The sequence below is a fragment of the Kineothrix sp. MB12-C1 genome, from assembly GCF_030863805.1.
Classification (GTDB): domain Bacteria; phylum Bacillota; class Clostridia; order Lachnospirales; family Lachnospiraceae; genus Kineothrix.
In genome coordinates this window covers 2,634,431-2,660,361 of sequence record NZ_CP132957.1, presented here as the reverse complement: position 1 = coordinate 2,660,361, position 25,931 = coordinate 2,634,431, and the positions used below count along the sequence as shown (strand labels likewise).

Below are 25,931 nucleotides of genomic sequence, written 5' to 3'. Positions count from 1 at the left end.
CCTTCTATTATCGTAACTGTTCAGTACATTCACAGTCACATCACAACAACTTCACAAGTAAACGCTTCATATGAGCCAATATATATTCGGCCACAGTTCCGAACAATCCCCTTCGCACAGCCGGTAATTCCAAGTATTCTCCGTAAGAGATCATTTCTTCCGTCTCAAACAGCCTGCGGCATCGTTCGAAATCTGAATCATTCATCGTATTGGTATGAAGGACCATGGTGGTAGTCCCCTTTTTCCGCTTAAGGCTGCTGTCTAACCGAAAAGAAATAGGATAAAAAATAATTCCGCCTTTTCGATAAGGCACGGTCCCAAAACCGTCTGTTATCTTCGTATAGCCGAGTTCCTCAAGGGCGCGAAGCGTATTCCTATCATAAGAATGAGCCGGTGCCATAAAAATATCAGTCTCTATTCCATGTGCCTCCAAAATTGCGTTCCCCGCCTCCAGCATTTCCCTCTGCCTCTGAAAGCTTAGACCGGCGAATTCTGAGAAATGATTTAAGGGAAAACAGCCGCCTTTCTTTTGGGTATATACATGCTGATATCCATGAAGAGCGATGATCCATCCTTTCTTCTGCCATTCCTTCACCTGATCCCAGAAGTATGTCTCTTTCTCTTTATCCGCAGGATGCTTTCTTAAATTTTCATCCCGGCTATCCGGCACAACTCCAATCAATGGCTCGATTCCATAAGTGTCCAGGAGCTCTTTCAACCGTCTGAACTTCTCCCAATCCATATCCGGCGTAATATCGTCCATCCGCACTGCAATCTTCATATTAATATATCTCCTGTTATGAGTTCCCTCTCGCACTCATATCTATCGATTAAAAGAGAACCGTCCACCGTACGTACCACTAATTTACCGTCGAACACATCCACCACTTCTCCCGGAGCATAAGATGAAAAGTCAATCATTTCATCAAAGGGATGGGCTTCCCATACGGTAACCTTTGTCTCTCCGCATAGGGCAAATGCTCCCGGGAAAGGGGCTGCTACTCCTCGAATAAGGTTGTAAATATTTCTCGTCCGGTCATGGAAGTCAATCTTTCCATCCTCCGCCGTTCTCTTATTGTACCAAGAGTCAAAATCTTTCGATTCCGTTCGTATCACGATGCGCTTCTCCTCATAAGCCTTTAACAGCTTCTTAATGAGGTTCTTGGAACAAATCATATTCTTATATTGAGCTGTTCGAATATCATCATGAAGCGTTATGGAGAACATCTCCGTATCAAATATATTGGGGCTGTCCGCCTTCTCGTCATAACGGAATAAATTCAGGTTGAATCTGCTATCTCCATTAATAATCGACCAATTGAGGGGAGAGCGTCCCCTTCCAAAAGGCAGATAACCACAATTCCCGTGGAATCCATACACACCGTATGCAAACCGCTCCAATACATAGGCCGGTATCAGACGCTGCCATCCCATAGAAATAGCAATCTCGAATTCATTCTCTTCCATAAAGGTCTTCGTCTTATCGTCTGTCAGGAAATAGCTGTCTGCCTCAAATACCGGAATTCCATACTTTTCCGTTAACACCGACAACCCCTTAAATCCCGACACCTGATTTTTATTTAAAACATCAGGGTGAATGGTAATTACCAAATCTACCGAACAAATATTATTATGGATAAATTCTACAATATTCTCCGAGGTATCCTTTACCCCAAACACCACAACACGATATTTCATACTTATACCCCATGTCCGCTTTGGCGGATTCAAAATCAATAGTTGAAAAAGTTTTTTCAACTTTGGCTCCCACCTAACTTTATATTAGATTTTTCACTTCAAATTTTCCTTGTACCAATCGATTGCCAACTGAATTCCCTTTGCAAAATCATACTCCGGATCATATCCCAGAAGTTCCCTTGCCTTGGAAATATCTGCATTGGAATCTCTAATATCCCCCGCACGATCCGGCCCGAAATTAGGTTCCACATCTTTACCGAGGGCCTTGCATAAATTATAATACACATCGATCAGGAACTCTCTTCCGCCGGCTCCGATATTGAAAGCATTTCCGCCGGCTTCTTCCGATGCAAGACAAGCTCTCAGGTTCGCCTCAATTACATTGTCGATATAGGTGAAGTCTCTGGATTGTTTGCCATCGCCGTTAATCGTAGGCACCTCGCCGTTTAATAACATACGGATGAACTTGGGAATAACTGCTGCATACACACCATCAGGATCCTGTCTTCTTCCGAACACATTAAAGTAACGCAATCCATAAGTGTCCAGTCCGTATAGCTCCTTATATAATCTTCCATACTCCTCATCCACCTTCTTAGTCAAAGCATAGGGCGATAATACCTTTCCTTCTGCTCCTTCCTTCTTCGGAAGCTGTGGGTGATCTCCATATACAGAAGAGCTGGAAGCATAGACGAATTTCTTTACTCCGTTTTGTCTGGAAGCTTCCATCATATTCAGTGTTCCCCTAATGTTAATTTCTTCATACAAAAGAGGCATCTCAATACTTCTCGGAACACTTCCCCAAGCAGCCTGATTCAGGCAGTAATCCACACCCCTGGTGGCTTCTAAGCAAGTATCCAGATCACGAATATCACCTTCGATAAAAGTGAAGCGTTCTTCCGATAAGAACGGCTCTATATTTGCATATTTTCCAGTAGACAGATTATCGAGACATCTCACTGTATATCCCATCGTAAGCAACGCCTCGCAAAGATTAGACCCAATAAATCCCGCACCTCCCGTTACCAAAAATACGCTGTCCTTGTCAAATTTCAGTTCTTTATATCCCATGATGTTTGCTCCTTTGGAAAATCAAGTATTTTATTTGCATTCCCATATATTCTTACGGTCAGCGCAGTAAATGCACAGACCACTGGATAGTTACATTTTACCTATAAATATTCACTTCCTCCCGCAGCAATAGAAAATATGCGGTATAGAAGATAGAAAATCCATATATCATATATCTGGATAGCGCCATAATCGTAATGGATACCGCAAATACGTTGGCCAAAACTGCAAGTAGGGATAGTCCCATCAGCCAGGCGCTTTTACTAATCCTCTCATTCGCCTTATAGCTTCTTCTTATATTCCATATACCCATGACAATTGCCGACAAATATAGCAGCAGTGTTACCGGATTCAGCAACGGGTGAACAACTCCAATGCTGCGAATTAACCCATAACTGGCTATTAGCAGATAATTAATGAACCACTGCCGGAAGCAGCCTGGCCATATTCCAGCAATTATTTTTCCGGCGGTCTCATCCGCCATCAAATTCTGTGTAATATAGTCACTGGTCACCTCTTTGTCATATGTCTGATAAAATACGTCCTCTATCATTTCATATTTGACTGTATCATGCCACATCTCAATATGTTCTACTTTCTCATGCCAGGAATTGCCCGCATATCTATAATTTGCCTGGCGTTCTTCAGTGAGATCATACATCCGGTAGAAAAATGATCGTGCTTCCTCATCTCTGATTCTCTCTCCGTCCTCCCTGTCCGCTGCATAAAGAATATTAGTCAGCGTATTGACAGTCCCATAGGTATTATTGATAAAGCGCCCATTAAATAAATAATTATAGCTTTTTACTACTATCGTTCGTGCAAAAAAAGATGCTGCCACAATGAAAACTACCGCCATCAGACAAAATAACCGGCGCTTTTTACTCTCTTTTTTTCCATCTGCTAATAATCTGGCACAGACTACGATTCCCCATAGTAAAAAGGTGAGCATCATTTGACTTCTCGTTAGAGACAGTAAAAAGGCAAGGAGCAATGACACAAGGGCTGCCCGATTCTTTTTCCCCTTTTCCTCTTCCGTCAGCACCTGAAAACATGCCAGCAAAAACAAAGTAAAAACAGGAAGGCAAATAGCCTCGCTCATCACGGAGTTCGTCATGAACAAATGGAGAGCAGAGTAATATTTCGTAATCATATGAGGCATCAGTCCAAGAACGACCACTACCATTTCTTCAAAAAACCGAAGGGAAAACCACTTAGCCAAATAATCTGCAAACAGCCAGATACTCACCGCCGCCAGCACATTCTGCAAGATTCCCATAGCTGTTAACCAGCCTTCTCCAAACACCATCCGAAGCAGCGCCAAGAACAAGGGATACAAAGGTTCCCTGTGTATATGCATCTTAAGGTACTGATCCGAATCATTATATACTCCCGGGCCGAATACCGCGAACATAGAAAGAAACAGCGCAAGAAGTGCTATAAGAATCCCACCGGATCTTATCTTTTTTATCATTATAGTCTCCAATATAAGTATTCGTTTTCCTGATAATCTTTCTTATCGAACAAGCCTTTAATATCCATCAATATTTTCTGTTCATGTCCCGGATGGAAGAATCTGTCGATTTCTTCTTTTGGTAGTTCAAGGAAACAGGAATGAGCCACTGCAACGATAACTGCATCCATATCTTTGATACTTTCCATCGATTGGAAGTCAATACCATATAGCCTTTTCGCCTCCAGCGCATCCGCTGCCGGGTCCACTACAATAGGTGTAATTCCATATTCCCCCAATTCCTTATAAATATCGATTACTTTTGTATTTCTCGTATCCGGGCAGTCCTCCTTGAACGTAAATCCCAGAATCGCCACCTTCGCTGCTTTTACTGGAATATTAACTTTAATCAAGTTCTTCACAAGACTTTCCGCTACGTATCTTCCCATATCATCGTTAATGCGGCGTCCCGCAAGAATAATTTGGGAATGGTATCCGAGCTGCTCCGCTTTATAAGTCAGATAATAAGGGTCTACACCGATACAATGTCCTCCCACAAGTCCGGGGGAGAACTTAAGGAAGTTCCATTTCGTTCCTGCCGCTTCCAATACAGCTTTCGTATCGATTCCCATCTTATGGAAGATAATCGACAACTCATTCATAAATGCGATATTGATGTCTCTCTGGCTATTTTCAATTACTTTGGCCGCCTCTGCCACTTTAATGGATTCTGCACGGTATACGCCGGCTTCCACTACGAGCTCATAAACTTTCGCTACCAGATCCAAGGTTTCTTCATCCATGCCGGACACAATTTTCACAATTGTCTCTAAGCGGTGCACCTTATCACCCGGATTAATTCTCTCCGGAGAATAACCAATTTTAAAATCTACACCACATGTTAAGCCGGATTCCTTTTCCAGAATAGGAACACAGATTTCCTCAGTCACTCCCGGGTAAACAGTGGATTCAAACACGACGACAGAGCCTTTGGTCAGATTCTGTCCGAGAAGACGGCTCGCTCCCTCTACCGGAGTAAGGTCAGGCGTGTGGTCGTCATTCACCGGTGTGGGAACAGCTACGATATGGAACTTCGCTTCTTTTAATCTGCTCGCATCCGCAGTAAATTCTACGGTCGTATTCTTAATAACCTCATCTCCTACCTCATTGGTAGGGTCTACTCCCGATTGATATAGCTCAACTTTTTCTTTATTCAGGTCGAATCCCAACACTTTTATCTTTCTGGCAAAAGCAACGGCTATCGGCATTCCCACATAGCCAAGACCAACCAGGGAAACTTTCTCTTCCCCGCTTACAATTTTTTCATACATATCCATCCTTATACCTCCTTGTCTGCTTTAGCAGACATTAATTCAATATTTGAAACCGCTTTTTGTTTCAAGCTTGTATCCTCCATTATGAGTGGTATAGTAATTGTTCATTAATCTCGCTGATATAAGCATCAATGACAGATTTTCTGTCAAACTCACATTCCATTTTTTCCCGGGCTGCTTTCCCCATATGTGCCTGCTCTTCTTTCGAAAGCGCAAGGAACTTCTCCATGGCACGAATCAAATCATCGGCATTCCCCGGCGTAAACCCGAAGCCGGTCACACCTTCTTCAAAGGCTTCCTTACACCCGCTAATATCCGATGCGATAACCGGACGTCCGGTAGCAGCGGCTTCAATCAGAGCATTTGACATTCCTTCGTGGAAGGAAGCCACTACAATCACATTTGCTTTCGCAAGATAAGGATGCACCTCTGTGTGGAAGCCCCATTGGCTGATAATGCCCTTTTGTGCATATTCATCCAGCATTTCCTGATAATCTTCATCGCAATAGCCTAAGATTGCGAATTCCACATCCTCCTGATGAAGCCGTACAGCAGCTTCTAAATATTCTAAAATACCTCGCTCTTTCATCACTCTCCCGACAAAAAGAAAGGTTGTCTTACCCTCCCCGGGATATGCTTCGAAATAATGTCTCTGTAGATTCACTCCTGAGCCGTTCACTCTACGTTCTTTCTTGCCGGCTATCCGATATCCTTCAAAAATACGCCTGTTTTCATCATTTTGAAAGAAGATGCACTCCGCTTTTTTCAGGCCTGCCCGGTACATATGGACAATCATTTTAAGAAACAATCCCTTTTTGTCAAAAGCACCTCCAAGCCCTGTTATGGTCGTAATGTAAGGCACCTTCGTCATTCTGCAGGCAAAGCCGCCATATATGTTCGGTTTTATCGTATAAGTAATGACCATATCAGGCTTTATACTTTTCATAAGCTTTCGGTAAGCTATAAGAAGTTTGAGATCTTCTTTAGGATTCACTCCTCTGCGATTGATAGGAGTCTCTATAATTTCACAGCCTTCTTCTCGCAGTTCCTTCACTTTTGTCTGATCAGGAAGACTGATGACCACTCTATGATGCTCTAATAATCGGACGAGCAATTCATTGCGAAAATCATACAATCCTCCTGAGGAATTAGCCAAAATCAATATCGTCCCCATCTATGCTCCCATCTATGCTCCCATCTCTGTATCATTTAAGTTCTTTATCATCACTTCATTATATTTCATCATGCAGATGCCAGGCCGATAATTCCCTACCGCATACGGATTGCTTTCTCCGCTTAAATTGCGGATAACTTGCTCCGGCATATTCACACCGCATTCATGTGCATGAGGATAACCACCGCCGAATCTGGGGTTGACCTCCGAGATATAATACACATCTCCAATTCGGAAAATATCCATATCTATCATACCACAGAACCCACATCTTTCCACAAACTTTTCTATAAGGGTGAAGAGCTCCTCATCCTTATACGACACCGCCTTATCCGTTTCTCCGGCACGCATCTTAATCTTTTCCTTTACAAAAATCGAAGTACACTTTCCAGTCAGCATATCGATATAGACGTCGGCTCCATATTCTGTACCGTCCATGAATTCCTGTATCATCAAATCATCATACAAATCGAAAAGAACATCTAGCTCTTCTGCCCCGTACACCTTGTTAATATGAAGACTGGCGCTGCCTTTTACCGGCTTCACGAAGACCGGATAGGATATCTCTCCCTTTGCCCTCGCCTGGTGAAAAGCGTCCTTATCCATATAACATCTTCCTGTGGGTATATGCATTTCACAAAGCAGTTCGTACATCTTATATTTATCAAAACAGATTTCCACCAAATCGTAGGGAGAAATAATGGGGGTTGTTCCCACCTCTATAAACTTCTCTCTTTCCTTTGCCAGTAAACTCAATTCCGGGTCAATCAGGGAAAATGCACCTGTTATATTCTCCTTCTTACAAATGTCGAGCAATGTATCCAGATAACCGGGCTCCGTAATGCGCGGAACAATATAGAATTTATCCGCCTCATAGATAGCCGGCGCCAGATTAGAACAATCGGTAGCTATGACTTTTCCATTGCCTCCCAATTCCTTCTTAAAATATTGCACGACCTTATTTCGTGTTCCTGCACTCAAAATCAATAAATTCATCCGTTTTCCACGTTCCTTTCAAGACTCCCAGTATCTGCAAGCCGCTGTTTCCTTATTTCGGCCAGATTGCCCTCCGCCTGATTCGTATCTTCCGCTACATCGCTGCGGTCAAATACTGCACGCGCCGTTAGCCACAATACCTTCATATCCATACGAAACGACAGGTTTCTCACATACTCCACGTCCTTTTGGAATCGGCTGTCCCAATCGATAAAGTTCCTGCCGCTCACCTGCGCGAGACCCGTCAATCCCGGGCGCACCGTATGACGCAGTCTTTCTTCTTTTGTATAATAGGGTAGATAAGAAATTAAAAGCGGCCTTGGGCCGATAATGCTCATATCCCCCTTCAGTATATTGAATAACTCGGGAAGTTCGTCCAAACTCGTGGCACGAAGCAGTTTCCCAAATTTCGTCAACCTCATATGGTCCGGCAGAAGTTTCCCACTTTCATCCTTTTTACCGGTCATCGTCCTGAACTTACACAGGGTGAATATCTTCTCACCCCGCCCTGGTCTTTCCTGCTTGAATAACACCGGACTTCCAAGCTTGACCCGTATGAGAAGGGCAAGCACAAGCAGCAACGGACTCAATACTATAATACCCAAAAGGGACAGTATAAAATCCAATATTCTCTTCACGAACTTCCCATATATCGTCATACGTCTGCCCCTAATATTTGATTTCTCACAATACGGATAATTCTATCCATATCCTCCTGTGTATTCTTAATATCGCTAGGAAGGCAAAGACCTCTGTTGAAAATATCTTCCGACACACTGGAAAACTCGCCGCTCCCCTTATCTGTCATAAAGTCACACTCATGGAATACCGGCTGTAGATGCATAGGCTTCCATATTGGCCGGCACTCGATGTTTTCCGCCTCTAATGCATCCATCACCTGATTCGGAGTTACTGTGCTGCTTTCTGCAATCGTCATACAAGAGAGCCAGCAATTGGCATCTCCATCCACATTAAGAGGATTCATCGTAATCTCAGGAATATCTGCAAATGCGTCTTTATACGTTTGATAAATTTCCTTTTTCAGTGCCTTGTGTTCTTCCAGAGCCAGCAACTGCCCTCTGCCAATCCCTGCGATCACATTACTCATACGGTAATTGAAGCCAATTTGGGAATGTTGATAATGCCTTGCCGCATCTCTGGCCTGAGTGGACAAGAACCGCGCCTTTTCTATAAGAGACGCATCCTCCGATACAAGCATCCCACCTCCCGAGGTAGTAATAATCTTATTGCCATTGAAGGAATAAATACCGAATTGTCCTATCGTTCCGGTATGTCTTCCCTTATAGGTACTGCTTAAAGATTCCGCGGCATCTTCGATAACCGGCGTTCCATGCTCTTTACAGATTGCCATAATCTCATCCAGTTTGGCAGGGGTTCCATACAAATGTACAACTATGACCGCTTTTGGAGCCGGATATTTCTCATAAGCTCTTCTCAGCGCTTCCGGCGACATATTCCATGTCTCTGTCTCCGAATCAATGAATACCGGCGTTGCATTCTCATAAACGATCGGGTTACAGGAAGCTGAAAAAGTAAGGGTAGGAGCGAATACAATGTCACCGCTTTGTACGCCGAGCAGACGCAGGGCCAGATGAATCGCCGCGGTTCCTGAACTTAACGCCGCCGCATGAGGACTTCCTACATATTCTGCCAGCTCTTTCTCGAAGTTATTTACATTCGGTCCAAGAGGGGCCACCCAATTCGTATCGAATGCCTCCTTGACAAACTCCTGCTCCTTTCCATGCATGGTCGGAGAGGATAAGTACAATCTTTTCTTTTCCATTTCCCAAACGCCTCTTTTCCATATTTAATCATTTATTTACAATGATGATGTTGATACCTACGGGTCCCAAAGTCATGTTTCTTCATGCACGCATGAATCACATGACCTTTTGACCCTGGTATCATAATGATAGGTAGACACAATTTCCTTCACTAGTGGTCTGATGTCCGCTACTTCTGCTCTTGACTCTTCTTTCAGCCTCTTGAGCTGTCCAAAGAACTTCATCTCATCCAGTTCTATCGGATTTCCGATATGGATCAACTTATTTGCCGTTTCTTTCAGCCCCTCTTCCTCCATTAGAAGCTCTTCATACAGCTTCTCGCCGGGACGAAGTCCGGTAAATTCTATCTTAATATCCTCGCCCACCCGGTAACCGGACAGCCGAATCAAATTTTCCGCAAGATCGAGAATCCTTACAGGTTCCCCCATATCGAGTACGAAGATTTCCCCGCCTTTCGCATAAGCGCCTGCCTGAAGTACGAGGGATACCGCCTCGGGTATCGTCATAAAATAACGGATAATATCAGGATGGGTCACCGTCACCGGTCCCCCTTTCATAATCTGATTGCGAAACAGAGGAATTACGCTGCCATTGCTGCCAAGTACGTTGCCGAATCGTACCGCAACGAACTCTGTTTCGTAATGGTTGTTAAATGTCTGAATGATCATCTCACAGATGCGCTTACTCGCCCCCATGATATTCGTCGGGTTAACTGCCTTATCTGTGGAAATCAGAACAAACTTCTTCGCACCATGAAAAGCCGCTGCCTGCGCTGTCTTCCATGTGCCGAATACATTGTTTTTCACTGCCTCATTCGGGCTGTCTTCCATTAAGGGAACATGCTTATGAGCCGCCGCGTGGTAGACGATATCCGGCTTATAATGTTCAAAGATCCAATGGATTCTATTCGTGTTGCGAACAGAAGCGATAAGAACTACCAAATCTAAAGAAGGGTATTTTGTTTTTAGCTCCTGCTGTACATCATATACGCTGTTTTCATAAATATCCAGAATAATTAACTGCTTCGGCTTATGATGGGCAATCTGCCTGCATAGCTCGCTGCCAATAGAGCCGCCGCCGCCTGTCACGAGCACCGTTTGATCCTGCACGTAGCCGAGGATAGAGTCTATATCCACACTGATCGGCTCTCTTCCAAGCAGATCTTCTACCTCGATGTCCCTGAGCTTACTGACATTCACTTCTCCGTTCACCAGCTGATACATACCGGGAAGGGAACGCAGTTTACAATTCGTTTCCTTGCATATCTCTAGAATCTTACGAAGTTCCGAACGGGAAATAGAGGGCATCGCTACAATAATTTCATCGATATCATAAATATCAGCAGATTCGACAATCTTATCCCTGCCTCCCACCACTTTGATTCCTTGAATATATCTTCCCCATTTTCCCTTATCATCATCGATAATACAACGAATGACCATCGTACTGAAATTACTGTTAACAATTTCTTTGATAATTACATTTGCTGCCTCACCGGCGCCGATTACCATAACCGAGATACCATTTTTCTTATTCTGTTGCTTATGCTTCTGGCTTCGCAAGAAGCGATACGAGAAACGGCTAACGAAAATCATGCTGATCAGCACGAACATATAGAGAAAATAATAACTTTTAGGTACCGGTTGGGTGACCGTCTTAACAAATTGAAGACCTACACTATTTAATAATGCGGATATCACGCAGGATATCACCACATTTTGCAGCTCTGCCTCTCCCGCAAATGCCCATAAACTATGGTAAAGACGGAAAAAATAGAATATGAGCAACGTAAGCAGTATATTGATCGGAAGAAATCTCGTAATCGGATCGAGAAAGTGGGAAGGGAGCTCATTCATGCGAAATTCATAACGCATCAGTAGTGCCATATAGCTGGCAAAAATGATACTGATAATATCGTAGATAATCAGGCTCGTTCTTCTATAAAATAATTTTATATTAAAAGGCTTTCTATCTCTTTTCATTTGCTTTATCCTTTTTCCCGCCCATATCGAATAATAAAGGGGCTAACACGAGCAACAGGGTGAATCCCGCAGGATGGCAAAGATGAAAGATCCATTCCACGAGGCCCGCCATGGCAAAAGCTACAATAACGACTGCCGGCATCGCCGCACACGGTACATCCTTTTTTCTTCTTGTGAAGAAGATACATCCCTGTACAAAGGTTGCTCCTCCTACTATGATAAATACGATTCCTACAAAAATACCGTGATCGTACGCTACCTGCAAATAAATATTATGGGCATGGACTGCCAGGCTTCCATCCTCTAGAATAGCGCCCATCTCATCATGTCCCTCAAGATTGAGCTGCCTGATATAAGCACGGAAAATATCCATACGCCCATTGGCATATTCTTCCGTCTTTTCGTATACGCTCGTCTCTTCTACAATTACTTCTTCCTCTTGCGGCGTTTCTTCGAAATTACCTTTCGAAGCTTGTTGCAATTCCTTCGCACGCTCTTCGTCCTGCACCCGTTCTTCCTCAGTCTTAGTGCCTATAATGGTAAGTCCCGGTGCATCTGTTCCATTCTGGACAGCACTTCCTGACTCTTCTTCCGAATACAACTCGTTGATACCGCCCTCCCAAACAACTTCGCCCTTATTATTAAATCTCTTCGCACGATATTTCTGATATTCCTCACTTCTCTCGTAAGAGATAGTACCGCTCTCTGCTATACCGAATATCTTGTTGTTAAATACTTCCGCAAATCTCTCTATGGTAATATAATACATGGAATCCCATTCATTTCCTCTGGCAATGGCATCAGGAAATACTTCCACTTCATACTTATGGACATCATTTACAATCGCCGGAAGAATTCTCTGTCCGGTGAAAATCATCGGGAAGCACCAGATAATAGAAAGGATCATCAAACCACATAAGCGAAGGATATTGATTACTTTTTCTTTACCTTTTCCCTTCGTAGCCATTATGATTCCCACTGCCATCATAGCCGCAACCGCCAGAAATCCTGTTCTTGAAGCGGTAAATAACATATACGTACCGGACATCCCTAATACGAGAAGCTCTTTCCATATATCCTTAAGCTTATGAGACTCTCCGTACTTATCCATCAGCTTCATCAAAGCTGCACACATAACAAAAGTCATATATACCGCTGTTACCGTTACTGTATGGAAGACAAATGGAAATCTGGGGTATACCCATGCTAAAAATGGACGGTGCAACAAAACAAATACCATCGTAAGAATAAAATGGAGAATCAATCCATTACTTATATTTTGCAGCAAATGTTCCTTTTTATCCCAAAATGCATAACGGATGTAAAACAACACAAAAGAAACCACGAGGGTAATGATCCATCCTCTGGTATTCCGAAATACAATGAGAAGCACGAAGAACAATGTAAGCAAAGCACCGTACCAAAGGGACAGTCTTCCCATCTTCTCCTTCTTCACAATCATCATGATAAGGCGCGTAATTACGGTCACTCCAACAAAACCTGCTAATACTGCGGCGAGAATACCATAACGCATTACCTGTATATCCAGCTTGTCCATGGCGATATAATCCGCATAAATGCTATGATATCGGTACACTGCTATCGCCGCTGCCAGAACATATACAATGGAAACCTTGCTAAATATCTCCTTCTTTTTACACATCGTAAGAACCATAAGTGCAAAAAATACAATAAATTGTCTTTCCGCAATCCTATGGTGAATATCATACAGACCATTCATATAGTTACAGCACGCCCACAAAGCTCCCGCAATAAAGGCTGCCTGCATATAATTGGCCCCGTTGGTTTTCCATTTCTCCACAAGGGGAACGTGCGCACTTCTGTCACGCTTGCGATTAATGGCGTAGAACAATAAAGTACCTGTAAATAAAAGCCCTATCGTATAAAAAAGATTATCTATAAATTGTCCGCTGAAAAACCGACGCAGACTTATCATGTAAATACCGATTCCCATCACTGTTGTCACGAGGATATTGGCAGTATAGCGGAATGCTTTTTCCACAGTAATCAGCTTATCCTTCTTAGATATTCGGAAATACAGCTCCACTGCCCCTACGAGCAAAGCGCCGACAAGAAGCAATATGGCATCATAGATGAATATCTTATCCTTACGAAGAGGAACCGAATAATAATATTCCCCAACAATATTATATCCTTCCAACTGATCGTAGTTATAAACCAAACGACTTACATACTGAGTTCCTGCCTTCTCCGTCTCCTCCAGACCGAACCAGACGCGGCTGCCATGTTCTCCTTGCAGGAAAAAGTAATAATCTCTTCCCACTTCCAAATCTTCATTAATATAAATGGGACAAAAGCCGGGAATATCGATAAATCTTACATCTACTTTCTGCTCAAACATAACTTGCATGTCCGAATCCAACATGCGAAAAATAAAGGAATCCACGCGTTGGTCCTTATTCCATCCATTATCGAAATCTGCGATATAAAGATTAATCGTTCCAAGGTGATTATATTGAGCGATAAAACGTTGCAACATATAATCTTCCCCTATGCTATCCGAAGAACCGGCCAGAATCTGATTGCTAACGGAAGGAATCGTCTCCTTCCACGTACGAACAGGAAAAATAGTTATCATAATCGCCAGAATAAACAGCACTAAAACGGTCTGTATCGCACGGCTTTTTTTCACAATTTTATACATACAAGTTATATTACCTTTCTCAGACTAATGTTACGGTTCAGCCTTTGGCTAAACTGTAACAGATTATGCACACAAAATGCGAGAAAATACCAAGATAAAGCCTTTTGGCACAGCATTTTGGCACCTGAAGAACTTGCAAAAGGGTAAACAATCCCCTTCCCCCGATTTTTATCATGGGTAAGTATAGCATAGTTGCCCTTAGTTTACAAGAACTGCGACGGTTGCCGGAAGCGCGAACCAAAGAATCAACACATAACGCGGCAGATACGTGGGTCCCAGAATTACCGTCAGCCACAAGAGCAGAACCATAAGAAAAGGAAGGAGTAAATCATACCTTTTTCTAACATACACATAACCAAAAGCAAAGAGAAATACCCAGAAAAGAAAACCTGGTGAAAATAACATGGATACCACCGGCACCTTCTGCTGCGTCACCTCTAAAGATAGCTTGCGATACCATTCACTCAATACCGGCAGCTTACTTTCCCTTACTCCGGGCTGTTCCACCTCATAACCGAAAAAAGAACTGTCTTCATAAATAAAGGTAAATACTTCATTGCCCCGGTAGACATCGATTACCGTATCCGGATACCAGAAACCATAAGAGGTCATCAGCCACGCATTCAAGTAGGTAAAAGGATGTCTTATTCCTATCTTTGCCCAAAGCATCCTGTATCTTCCCGGATTCGCATCATATGCTTCGTTATCAAACCATCTCTTCACCCCATCCGATACCTTGGCCGTATAAAATCTTAACGCTTCCTCAGGCAAAACTTCGTATAATACTGCAAGTTCTTCTTCCTCAAAACTTTCTTTATCATAGGTATATACTCTAGCCAACTGTTGAATCGGTACGGTAAGCATTTCTTGGTTACCGGAAGACTTCGCCGATAAAAGACCGGTAAGTGCCGCAGCGGAAAGAAAGTAAACGACAAAGATACTTCCCAACAGATAAATGAGCTTCTTCCGGTATCCTTTCATGTAAAACAAAAGGATCGGCACCATTACGAGAAAAGCATACATGCCGTTATGACGAAAGGACATCATCACAAAAGCACTTACTCCAAAAGCCAGCATGCTTTTCCGGGAAGAAAAAAACTGCTCCTTTTCTCTTACCATATCTGCCATAAAAAGAAGCAATAAGAGCATCGCCGCCGTAAAAATTCCATCCTTAGCCGAACAAAGTGTGAACATAACAATTACAGGAAAGAAAGCAAAATAAAGAATAGATGCCACTCGGAGCAGGAGCTGAACACCGCGTTTTTCCATATAAAAAATAGTATAAGTAAATACGCCCGACATTAAGAACATCTGGAACAAAGTATAGGCTGCAATCCCTACATTATAGGAACCTGTCATTTTATGCCCTGCCAGAACCGTTCCTCCCAGTAACAATACGTGGAAAAGCGGGTGGTGTGTCGAGAAATTCCTTGTCTGTACCTGTATGAGCTCATCCTGGGCATCATATACGAAAAACCCCGGATATACCGCCAAAAATACCGGTATCCAACAAAGAAAAAAGAAAAGCATCATAAGCACAGCCCGTTGCCGGGAGGATAACCCCTTCCATTTGGCATACCATCTATGCCATAGTTTCTTTTGCCCTAAAGATTCTTCACCCTTTTTATAAGCATCCTTTCTTCTTTCGGCACGGCTGCCTAGCCATGCCCAAGCGGCCGATATCCAAATTGATCCGATAACCGTCCAGACAATTATAGATATCCACATAAAGGCGCTCTTAAAGTTTACGTTTTCCACCGCATCGAGCTGTGCGCCGAAGGCAAGGCAAATAGAAAGTAAAAATGCTAAAAAGGATGCTGTTACCCATACTTTAACTCTATTCTCCTTTATTTCTCCCACTTCTTTATAGGGAAACGTTCGAAAAAGTAAATAGGAACATCCCATCCACAGCAAAACGCTAAAATAACTATTGCTAACAGCGAGCCCATTTCCCTTAAGATTCAGCATAGAAGGCAGGCACCACACTCCAAGCAGCGCCAATGCGGCACATATTATTTTAGCCTTCGTAGCTTGCACTCCTTCTTGATTATTCATCTTCATTTACCATTTCCCGCACTACGAACTGAGGTGAATTATTCATGGAGATATACATTCTTCCTATATATTCGCCTATGAGTCCGAGCATAAGCATAATCATTCCTCCGAGAAATACTACCGCTGACATCATCGAACTGAATCCCATCGGAACATCCGGATTCACAAATTTCTTAACCACTGTATAAATGCCATACAGAAATCCCATGGAAGCCAACACACATCCTATTCCCGTAGCAATTCTAAGGGGTTTTACACTAAAAGCTGTGAACCCATTAAACCACAATCCGAATAACTTTCTAAGGGTATAACCGGAAGTACCGATCTCCCGCTCCCTATGATGTACCGTTACATTACTGATGCGCTTCGTGGTTCGCAACACCAGCCCTATCACATAAGGGTAAGAATGGGTATAACGCTTCATTTCTTCTACGATAAATCTTTTGGCCGCAAAATAGCTGGAAACATATATATCTCTCGGTTTGCCGAGCATTATCCTCGCCATTTCTTCATTGACCCGGCTTCCGAAATTACGAAACAAAGAATGTCTCTTGTGATTATATCTGGCATATACCACATCAGAGCCTTTATTTATCTCCTCGAGCAGCTTGCCCATTTCATTGGCGGGCGTCTGTCCGTCATCATCCAGGCAGATAACAATGTCTCCCTTTACATGATGGAATCCTGCCATAAGCGCTGCATGCTGTCCGAAGTTTCTGGCTAAGTTCATGCCCTTTATTTTTTTATTTTTTTCACATAGACCTTTAATCACTTCATAGGTTTCATCCGGCGAATAATCATCTACGAGAATAATTTCATAATCGTACCGCCTTATTTCCTCATTTAATTCGTCTATTGTCATTGTAATTTCATCAACCACCTTGGAAATTGTCTGTTCCGAGCGGTAACAAGGTATTACAAAACTAACTAATTGGATACTTGCACCTTCCATCGACATGAAATACATATCCTTCTTCTCCCCGTCCGAGCACTCCACATCTTTTAGTACACTCTCTTGTACAAAACCTGCTTTACTGTAGCTTGCAACTGCAGCTTTATTATCGGCAAATACACGAAGCACCAGCCGCTTAAGCCCGAGCTCACCAAAAGCATATTCCACCGCCAAATGGGCCGCCTCTGTTCCATAGCCTTTACCGGAAGCATCATCCTCGCCAATAAAGATACCATATTCAGCTTCTTTCTTATCCTTATCGATATCTCGGAAATATACACTTCCAATAGGACGCATGCTGTTTTTTATGCAAAGAATGAATTGTACCGCTTTTCCCGTCTCTATCATGGACTTAATCCAACGCTCATGCCCTTCAGGCGTGAAGGTTTCCCTATAAATAAAGTTCTTCCTGACCTGTTCGTTATTCCTCCACTTTATGATTAGTTCTGTATCTTCATAAGTCATCGGTCTTAATAATGTATGTTGTCCGATTATTGTCCTCACTTGCATAATTCTCTATGCTCCTTTTATTCTATAAATCCGCCATCGTCTCAGTCATATATCCTTCGATTTTATATACCCCTACGATTCCATTGATCATATCGATGAGGGTCGCTTCTATCTCTATGCCTTGATCCTTATAATAGGCTTCCAGAAATTCTGTTCCCTTCGCGAGCTCTACCATCCAATATACACCCTCATCATAAACAAGCGCTTCCTGCATAGAATTCATACCGAATGCTTTTAATTTCTTTTCATAAAGCGGACTTTTCGTTACCCAGCCGCCCATAATATCATAATTTCCAATGCTGTTATCCGTATTAGAAAACAACTTTTCCGAATAGAATGTGGAGGTGTTCGGATCTGATACGAAGGAATATACATCGATAAAATAAAAATTTTCTTCATGATTACGGCTGTATGCCCTCATCTGACTGTCTGTTCGGTTGGCTTCTTCTCTCGCCATATATTCTGTGTCCACAGCTCGGACCGATTCCTTGGCAGAGAGAATCGATGCTGCCAAAATAACGGCGGGGAAGAGAAATGCTGCTTTCACCTTCCCGATTCTTCTTCCTTCCAATCCCCTGCTCTCTACATGAAGCATCCCCCATAGGATACATAATTCTAATAAGTAAAGGGAATGGGTAATCCGTTCCGGTGCTCGTCCTCCCATGAGAATATACATCCAGAGAACACTTCTTACCGCTCCGAGAAAAAGTAGCTTCCATCCGATACTTTTTCTTCCTCCCCACAATCCTGCTGCCAGCACTGAAAAATAACCGAGAATTACCATTGCATTCCACGGATAGTCATCCGGCGTGTGTGAGCCTGCCGGCTCCTTATGAAATGTTCGGTAACGGTATTCGCCGAATTTTCCCGCCAGCTTCTGAAGCGAGGTTGTCTGCTGTTTCTTTCTATCAGCCTGATGCTCTGCCATCTCTTTCAGTATTCCGGCATCCAGAGCATCATCCATACCGAAGTTATACTGCTCGAATAGCATATTTTGCTCACTTTCAGTAACTCCAAGCCGCTCATATAATTCCTCATTCCCTTCAAAAGGGGGAAGTCCCTGATAGTCATAAAGCTCCGTCCGGTTATCGAAATACTCCATAAAGCTTTTCCATTCTTTACTTCCGTATCCTACCTTATTGATAAGAACTACAACCACAATACTTAAAAGAATACTTCCTATAACAGACAAATACTTCCTCATATTCTCCGAAGAAAAAATATCGGTTTCCTCCGCCCATCGATATACTCCTGCTACGCAGATGAGCGGAAGAGCGAGAAGCAGCATTTCCGAACGCATAGCAAAGGACAGAATGACCAACACAATACTCCACAAATTATTCTTTAAGAAAGTGCCCGGTAATGCCTCTTTCCCGGATGTAATAAATAAAAAAGCAGCCGTTCCTGCGAGAAAAGCGGAAGTAATCGTATATTGTATTATGACAAAGTGAGGAAGATACAACACCATTAAGGTAAGTCCCTCTATCCCGGCCAGAACTATTTTGAAGACCGTACCCTTTTCTTTTCCGTTTAAGTTTCTATTGGATACTGTATGATGATCCACACCTCTATCCAGATAACAAAGACTCCGGTTTACAAGAAGAAATAAACAGCCAAACTGACAAATACATAAGAAAATACCGTATACCGGAGCTTGAGGAAATATCCGATAAGCCAAACTGATTACAAAGCTCATCGGATACATCATCTGAATGTTACGGCTCTCCGGCTCCCCTGTGTAAACGCCCGAAAGAATATCCTTCATCACTACATCGTCATTCAAATCAAAGTAGTAATCATACCTCCATGCGATGAATGCACCGAGAATAATTAGAAGGCCTACTGCAATTATTCTATTTTCATACTTTTGATAGAAGTTTCTAAGCACCATAGAATTCCTTTACCTTACCGGTAATATATTCGACTTCCTGCTCCGTCAACTTGTAGAACATCGGAAGCCGTAACAGGCGTTCACTTTCTTTTGTCGTATAGTTATCCTCACCATGAAAACGGCCAAATTTCAACCCTGCAGGTGCCGAATGGAGCGGCACATAATGAAATACTGCGAGAATCCCGTTCTCTTTTAAAAAGCTGATGAGAGCTGTCCTCTCTACCATATCCTTCGTTTTCAGATAGAACATATGTCCATTTTGAATACAATTCTCCGGTATGACCGGAAGTTCAATTTTCCCAGCTTCTTCAAGCTCCTGAAGGTTATTATAATACTGCTGCCATCTGGCAAGACGGATATCGTTGATCTCTTCTGCCAATTCAAGCTGAGCATATAGGTATGCCGCATTCATATCGCTTGGAAGATAAGAGGAACCATAATTCATCCAGCGGTACTTATCCACCTGTCCCCTGAAATACTTGCTTCTGTCAGTCCCCTTCTCCCTGAGAATCTCAGCATCTTCAATATATTTCTCATCTTTGATTAGAATAGCACCGCCTTCTCCCATACTATAATTCTTCGTTTCATGGAAGCTGAAGCAGCCGAAATCTCCGATGGTACCGAGTGCCTGCCCTTTATAAGAAGACATAATTCCTTGCGCCGCATCTTCAACCACGATTAAGTTATACTTTCCCGCAATCTCCATAATCTTGTCCATCTCACAGGAGACGCCAGCATAATGTACCACTGCAATAGCTCTTGTCTTACCTGTAATCGCTTCCTCTATCAGATTCTCATCGATATTCATCGTATCAGGCCGAATATCCACAAATACTACCTTCGCCCCACGAAGCACGAAAGCATCTGCAGTTGATACGAAGGTAAACGAAGGCATAATCACTTCATCGCCTTCCTTAATTTCCGCAAGAAGCGCCGATAACTCCAACGCATGCGTACATGAAGTCGTCAAAAGGCACTTCTTTGTCTTCGTCTTTTCCTCAATCCACTCGTTACACTTATGTGTGAATTCACCGTCACCGCATATCTTCTGATTTTCTACCGCTTGACGCATATATTCCATTTCTTTTCCTGTAAATGGAGGTACATTGAAATTAATCATATTAACAACCATGCCTTTCTTACCGCCTACTACTCTACGGCTTTATATATTTGATAGTTCTCGTTTTCGAATACACGTAAATAGTGATGTACCGATAGAAAATCAAGAATCAAATCCGTCTTTTCTCCGGCCACAATTTCTTTTCCTCTTTCATTATGAAGAATCACCGGAGGTAAGGTATTAAGCTCCTCTAGTGCCTGTGAAAGGGCGGAGTAGGTGTTGCTCGGTATTTCCGGCCAAGTGGTGAAGATCGCAGAGGGTACATCCAGTATATAGCTTAAGCCCGGCGCATCTCCCCAGAATATAACCGGTTCCTCTCCTAATCTTTCCTCTTCCCAAAAAGCAATTAGCTCTGTCAAACTTTCCGCATTTTCTTCTGTCGTATACATTCCTCTTAAGATGGAGCTGTTCGTCACCTGTGCATTCCTCTTCTCACCATATATCCCATCCCGGAACACGTAGCGATTGCCGAAGCCAATGCCCTGTATGGCCAGCATAAGAATAATGGCCGCTACAAATGATTGCCACGGAAAATGAATGCTTTGCCATCTCGTCCTACGCCATATACGATAACACATCCACAACGTGTAAGGGGCAATTAGAAATAAGTTATTCATATTCTGATAAGTATAGTTATTGCTTCCAATTGGCGTTACAAGGATAATGATCAATACTATCATCGCAAGTATCCGCCCCTGAATATCCCCATCACCGGACAGATAACCGCTGATTTCTACCATACAGCAGATAATAGACAAAATAAGGAAGAGCATCATCCACTGAAAGACACTTCCCTCATTATAATAACGAAGAGAGAACATTCCTTGCCCCAAATAAAACCGAAACAATATTACAATGCCAATACAATATAATATCTTCTTCAGCCGTTCATATTGTCCCTTTCTAATATAGAACATAATCATCCCTGCGAAGATACAAGGGATCATATAAGCAATCCACCGAAAAGAAACGAGATAAGCTCCTGCAATATCGGAAAGCATTCCTGTCAGTGTATAATCCGAAGCTTCCTCGGTCATACCGAAGAGCCCGTTTATCATTTCTATAAAGGAACTAATCCCATAATTTCTTGCAATAATTAGAAGAACACCGGCAATACCGGTAAAATATCCGGCAAAGCAAAGCCCTGTCTTCTTTAAAGTATCCACCGGTTTTTCCTTTTTCAGCCATCCCGCATACCACAGGGCAACAATGAGACTGGCTTCTACAAGATTCGGGAATCGTACCATTACATTGAGTCCAAGAAAAAGGCCGGCTAACAGATAATACCCTGCTTTTTCTTTTATAAGTGCCTCATACAACAAGATACTTCCTGCCGCAAAGAAAAAATACGTCAAATAATTATATAAAATAGTAGTGGGACACCAACAAAGGCTGAGGGCAATCATCTCTCCGATAAAAGCAATCCAGCCATTCATCCACCGCTTGGCAGCATAATAACAAATAAGAGCCAGCAGACTTAAAATAATTCCCGTATAGAAGTTCATGCCAAGAAGAGTATCTCCAAGCGGCAGCTTCATCAAGAAGGAACCTTTCATATTCGCTAAGTAAGTAGCCAATACCCAAGTAACGTCCATTCGGTCCATAAAACGATAGTAACCGAGGGAATAGGTCGTGTCCGTAATATCGATTCCTTGATTGATAAGCAGCAAAGGGTATAAAAACAGCACAAGAGGAAACACTATCCTCTCCGTTACCCTTTTATATTTATTTCCTTGCCTTTGCCAAACAGTAAGCGCTTTCCTCATGATATTACCCTCTCTGCCCGGTAAATACCTTATCGAGCCCGCTGAGCCACTGCATAAGTTTCATTCTCGTAATCCGCCTCTTAACACAAGAGAAAATACGGCTGCGTATCCAATCTATCAAAATGCCAATACCATATATAATCAGAACGGATCCTAACAGATGAAGCAAAAATCCTGCAATTCCGTATCCTTTGGCAGGGCCAAACAGCTTTTCCATCCATCCGGTCCATTCCATCCGTATATCGATATGCTCATGAAAGAGATATACACCGAAAGTGTACGGGGAAATTGTATAGACGATCCTCGCTGCTTTCTCGGGCACCTTCACGGAAGAGAAGGCCACAAATAATGCAATGGATGCCGTTAAGACCAAAATAAAATTATAGTGAAAAGGTACGGTGAAATAATAAACCAGTCCCCCGGTCACCTTATTTATATAATAAATTCCTGCTACAAAAGCGAAAACAACGAATGTACTTCCAATATAAATAAGCCATGCCCATCTTTTGCCGGAAAGCAATCTCTCCCCATGCAGTCTAAGGTAAGCTGCCACCAGATACATGCATAGGAACCAACCGAAATCATAGCCGAACCGATCCGTTACAAGCTGCACCGGAGAAAAGCTTTTTCCGATACAAAAGAAAAGAAGAAGGCCACAGATCACGACCTGCAACTGCTTCCGGCTTAGTCCTTTCACCGCCGCATTTAAAAGCGGTGCGAATAAGTACAGCAGAACATACGAAGTAACGAACCAATAATGTTCCGTGCCTATCGGGAACAAATATTGAATCCATCGATAAATACCACCTTCTAAGATAACTTCCTTACCCGGAAGCCCCGTTAATACGAAGACAAGAGGAATCAATATCGCATAAAATAATACTTGGCAAATAAGGTTAATGATACGTTTTATCTTCCAGTCGGCCTCTACAAGAAAATAACCGCTGATCAGCACATACACATTCACCGCTACAATACAAAACGATTCCAAAAGAGTACCGAGCAGCCTTCTTGTATCCGCATCTTCTCCCAGCACTAAAAGTGCTCCGGTATGATTCAGATAATGCAAGGTCACTACCATAAACATTGCAAGTATTCTTAATAATTCATAGTTCGCCTGACGCTTTGCCTTCGCCATATCAGCCTCCCCTAAGCTCCTTTTTTAACTGTTCAGTACTCTCACAGTTATATTACTTTTGTTTCTTAAATACCCAAAGCTTACTGAAAATATAATTAGAAACAATTACAATGACATTACATATAAATTTAGAAATAAAATCATCCACATTTGCAAAATCAACCATAATATACATAATAACAAGTTCCATCAATCCTGTTACGATTCTGGCACTGATAAAGGAGAAAAACTCCTTTTTCACCCCTGACTTATTGGTAATCTCACTCTTAAATACGAAAGTACGGTTCGTCCAATAAGCAAATAAGACTGCTACTACCCAAGCAAACGCTGTAGAGACTAATACGAGAATGACATTATCATTATCAGCTCCCAGAACCTTCGCCGCTGCTGCATAAGCAATCATATTCACAAGAAATGCAAGGAAACCGAAAAACAAGTAATTAATGACCTCTTCGTATTTCTTGTACATTTCTTTTATAAATTCTATCATTGGTTTTTCCCTTTTGCCTTTCCTACAACTATCGTTCTCTATTCGCCTGTCCATTTTCCACGCGGTAAACGATATCACACTTTTCAATCGTCTGTAGTCTATGGGCAATAATAATCAATGTCTTCTTTCCGTGCAGACGGTTAATGGAATCCATAATAGCCGCCTCGGTATCATTATCCAAAGCCGAAGTCGCCTCATCCAGAACTAATACCTCCGGATCCTCGAACAAAGCACGTGCAATGCCGATACGCTGCCTCTGCCCCCCGGAAAGACGAATTCCCCGCTCTCCAATACCTGTATCGAGTCCTCCCGGAAGTCCCCTTACGAATTCATCGAGCTGCGCTTCCTTCAATGCCTGCCATACCTTTTCATCATCAATTTCCTCATCCGCATAACCAAAAGCTACATTTTTGCGGATAGTGGAATCGATCATAAAAATAGTTTGAGGAATATAACCGATATTCTTCAGCCAGGATTCATAGTTCTCCCTTACTTCTACCCCATCTGCCAGAATCTCTCCCGACTGCAAGCGCAGGAGTCCCAGCAAAATATCTACCACTGTTGTTTTCCCGGCTCCCGAGGTGCCTACAACCCCTACCGAGGTTCCCACCGGAATCTGCATCGTAGCATTATCGAAAATATAGACTTCCGTATTCGGATATTTATAAGTAATGTCCTTCAGAAGAATTTCTTCCTTTACAGGAAGCTTCTCTACATCATTTTTCTTCTTATAGACTTCCTCGCTATAATTAATGCTGTCATCCCGTATATCCTCCTGAAGGTTATCTGTCACCCCCATAAAAAATGGTTCAAAATACGAAATAGAGGTGAGATAATTATTGATACGGTTCGCACTGGGAATCAGTCTCGCAGCTGCCATCGCAAGAGTCATAAGCTGAGGCATAATAGAAGTTACTGACGTTCCTCCGGCAATTTTAATCATCATGTAAAGAACCATTCCTGCAATTGCCACTGTCTCTATTAAAAGTCTGGGCGTTGCATTGAAAATATTATAACGCTGTACCGCATTCACATATCCGGCTCCGCAGGCAGAATATTCATTGATAAAATAGTGCTCCTTGTTGGCCACTTTAATTTCCTTAATACCCATTACCGACTGCTCGATCCACTTATACAGACCACTGTAATAATCTTGATTCTCTTCGCCGGCTTTACGCATAATCGGCTTCAAAACTCCCTTGATTATAAGAAGCACCGAAACTAAGAGAGCGGAAACGGTTACAGTCATCATCACATCCGAGGTCAGGCAAACAACTGTCAGACAGGCGAATACGATAAGCTCGCTGAACAACTGTAGCAGACTCAGAATCAATCCATACATATTATTGACATCGGAAGTGATACTTCTTTGAATCACCGAAGTATCCGCATTCAGATAATATTCATAAGGACGCTTCATAAAGTTAATCATCATTCTTCTGGATGTCGCAAATTGATTGCTGTATACGAACTGAAGCTGTACTTTATTCTGAAAGAAAAGATAAAAATTCTTCACTGCAAATATCACAATCAGTGCTCCCATTACCACGATCGTAAACTGAGTTGTACTTTGCATATGAAACATATCGTATACCCTGGATAAAATCTCATTCTTCTCGATAGCATCAGGATCTGTAATGACCATAGCCACAGGATAAATCATACCAATGCCCAAAGTCTCCAGTACCGCTCCGATTAACATGATACATACGATACCGACCATTTTCTGCTTCTGCTTTTTATCCAGCAATACATTTAATTTTACAAGTATTTTTCCCATTCGGCTACTTACCTCTATCTATTTCTTACA

Annotated in this window: 19 protein-coding genes; all 19 read right to left on the bottom strand. The window is 42.5% G+C overall.

Annotation, left to right across the window (positions count from 1 at the left end; all coding sequences use genetic code 11):
• Positions 1-40: 40 nt before the first annotated feature.
• The gene (locus RBB56_RS12365; protein ID WP_306719262.1) at positions 41-781 is read right to left on the bottom strand and encodes a DUF2334 domain-containing protein; all 741 of its coding nucleotides are present in this window, start codon (positions 779-781) and stop codon (positions 41-43) included.
• Positions 778-1,698 (bottom strand): methionyl-tRNA formyltransferase, encoded by a 921-nt coding sequence (locus RBB56_RS12360; RefSeq protein WP_306719261.1) that lies wholly within the window; start codon positions 1,696-1,698, stop codon positions 778-780. The genes RBB56_RS12365 and RBB56_RS12360 overlap by 4 nt, the downstream gene beginning before the upstream one ends.
• Before the next feature lie 93 nt (positions 1,699-1,791).
• Positions 1,792-2,769: an SDR family oxidoreductase gene (locus RBB56_RS12355; protein WP_306719260.1), complete on the bottom strand. Its 978-nt coding sequence runs from the start codon at positions 2,767-2,769 to the stop codon at positions 1,792-1,794.
• A 97-nt stretch (positions 2,770-2,866) separates the two neighbouring features.
• A complete protein-coding gene (locus RBB56_RS12350) occupies positions 2,867-4,243 on the bottom strand; it encodes a hypothetical protein (protein ID WP_306719259.1) in 1,377 nt (458 codons plus the stop codon).
• Positions 4,243-5,559, bottom strand: a complete 1,317-nt coding sequence (locus RBB56_RS12345; RefSeq protein WP_306719258.1) for a nucleotide sugar dehydrogenase — start codon at positions 5,557-5,559, stop codon at positions 4,243-4,245. Before RBB56_RS12345 ends, RBB56_RS12350 begins: the two co-directional genes overlap by 1 nt.
• A gap of 79 nt (positions 5,560-5,638) precedes the next feature.
• The gene (locus RBB56_RS12340; protein ID WP_306719257.1) at positions 5,639-6,730 is read right to left on the bottom strand and encodes a glycosyltransferase family 4 protein; all 1,092 of its coding nucleotides are present in this window, start codon (positions 6,728-6,730) and stop codon (positions 5,639-5,641) included.
• Between the two features lie 12 nt (positions 6,731-6,742).
• A complete protein-coding gene (locus RBB56_RS12335) occupies positions 6,743-7,726 on the bottom strand; it encodes an ATP-grasp domain-containing protein (RefSeq protein ID WP_306719256.1) in 984 nt (327 codons plus the stop codon).
• Positions 7,723-8,385: a sugar transferase gene (locus tag RBB56_RS12330; protein ID WP_306719255.1), complete on the bottom strand. Its 663-nt coding sequence runs from the start codon at positions 8,383-8,385 to the stop codon at positions 7,723-7,725. The genes RBB56_RS12335 and RBB56_RS12330 overlap by 4 nt, the downstream gene beginning before the upstream one ends.
• On the bottom strand, positions 8,382-9,530 hold the full coding sequence (locus RBB56_RS12325) for an aminotransferase class I/II-fold pyridoxal phosphate-dependent enzyme (RefSeq protein WP_306719254.1): 1,149 nt from the start codon (positions 9,528-9,530) through the stop codon (positions 8,382-8,384). Before RBB56_RS12325 ends, RBB56_RS12330 begins: the two co-directional genes overlap by 4 nt.
• A gap of 72 nt (positions 9,531-9,602) precedes the next feature.
• A complete protein-coding gene (locus RBB56_RS12320; RefSeq protein ID WP_306719253.1) occupies positions 9,603-11,513 on the bottom strand; it encodes a polysaccharide biosynthesis protein in 1,911 nt (636 codons plus the stop codon).
• A complete protein-coding gene (locus RBB56_RS12315; RefSeq protein ID WP_306719252.1) occupies positions 11,500-14,199 on the bottom strand; it encodes a hypothetical protein in 2,700 nt (899 codons plus the stop codon). The genes RBB56_RS12320 and RBB56_RS12315 overlap by 14 nt, the downstream gene beginning before the upstream one ends.
• 198 nt (positions 14,200-14,397) lie before the next feature.
• Positions 14,398-16,254, bottom strand: a complete 1,857-nt coding sequence (locus RBB56_RS12310; protein WP_306719250.1) for a DUF6020 family protein — start codon at positions 16,252-16,254, stop codon at positions 14,398-14,400.
• Positions 16,247-17,716: a UDP-4-amino-4,6-dideoxy-N-acetyl-beta-L-altrosamine N-acetyltransferase gene (pseH, locus tag RBB56_RS12305; protein WP_306719249.1), complete on the bottom strand. Its 1,470-nt coding sequence runs from the start codon at positions 17,714-17,716 to the stop codon at positions 16,247-16,249. Before pseH ends, RBB56_RS12310 begins: the two co-directional genes overlap by 8 nt.
• A 22-nt stretch (positions 17,717-17,738) precedes the next feature.
• Positions 17,739-19,607, bottom strand: a complete 1,869-nt coding sequence (locus RBB56_RS12300; protein ID WP_306719248.1) for a hypothetical protein — start codon at positions 19,605-19,607, stop codon at positions 17,739-17,741.
• Positions 19,597-20,727, bottom strand: a complete 1,131-nt coding sequence (gene rffA, locus RBB56_RS12295) for a dTDP-4-amino-4,6-dideoxygalactose transaminase (protein WP_306722150.1) — start codon at positions 20,725-20,727, stop codon at positions 19,597-19,599. Before rffA ends, RBB56_RS12300 begins: the two co-directional genes overlap by 11 nt.
• Before the next feature lie 29 nt (positions 20,728-20,756).
• Positions 20,757-22,493: a hypothetical protein gene (locus RBB56_RS12290; protein ID WP_306719247.1), complete on the bottom strand. Its 1,737-nt coding sequence runs from the start codon at positions 22,491-22,493 to the stop codon at positions 20,757-20,759.
• 4 nt (positions 22,494-22,497) lie between these two features.
• A complete protein-coding gene (locus RBB56_RS12285) occupies positions 22,498-23,631 on the bottom strand; it encodes an acyltransferase (RefSeq protein ID WP_306719246.1) in 1,134 nt (377 codons plus the stop codon).
• Between the two features lie 52 nt (positions 23,632-23,683).
• The gene (locus tag RBB56_RS12280; RefSeq protein ID WP_306719245.1) at positions 23,684-24,121 is read right to left on the bottom strand and encodes a GtrA family protein; all 438 of its coding nucleotides are present in this window, start codon (positions 24,119-24,121) and stop codon (positions 23,684-23,686) included.
• Between the two features lie 28 nt (positions 24,122-24,149).
• A complete protein-coding gene (locus tag RBB56_RS12275; protein WP_306719244.1) occupies positions 24,150-25,901 on the bottom strand; it encodes an ABC transporter ATP-binding protein in 1,752 nt (583 codons plus the stop codon).
• Positions 25,902-25,931: the final 30 nt, after the last annotated feature.